This window comes from Salmonella sp. SAL4457 (genome assembly GCF_046548235.1).
In the GTDB taxonomy this organism is placed as follows: Bacteria; Pseudomonadota; Gammaproteobacteria; order Enterobacterales; family Enterobacteriaceae; genus Salmonella; species Salmonella enterica.
The window spans coordinates 1-243 of record NZ_JBGDZO010001176.1 but is presented as its reverse complement, the minus strand read 5'-3'; the positions used below and the strand labels follow the sequence as shown (position 1 = coordinate 243).

At 56.8% G+C, this 243-nt stretch carries 1 protein-coding gene; it reads right to left on the bottom strand.

Going from position 1 to position 243, the window contains the following annotated elements:
* Positions 1-8 precede the first annotated feature (8 nt).
* Positions 9-243 (bottom strand): site-2 protease family protein (locus ACLJNW_RS27895; protein ID WP_410961839.1); only part of this gene is annotated, 235 nt, incomplete at its 5' end.

Below are 243 nucleotides of genomic sequence, written 5' to 3'. Positions count from 1 at the left end.
CAACATGACTACAGACGACTCAGATCGTTGACCAGAGCGAGCAACATCACGCCAACGACCAGACTGATGCCGATCTGCATCCCCCAAGCCTGTACCCGTTCGGATAATGGGCGCCCGCGCACCCACTCAACCAGATAGAACAGCAGATGCCCGCCATCGAGGACAGGGATCGGCAGCAGGTTGAGAACCCCCAAGCTAATGCTCAGATAGGCCAGGAAATTGAGAAAATCCCCCACGCCAGAC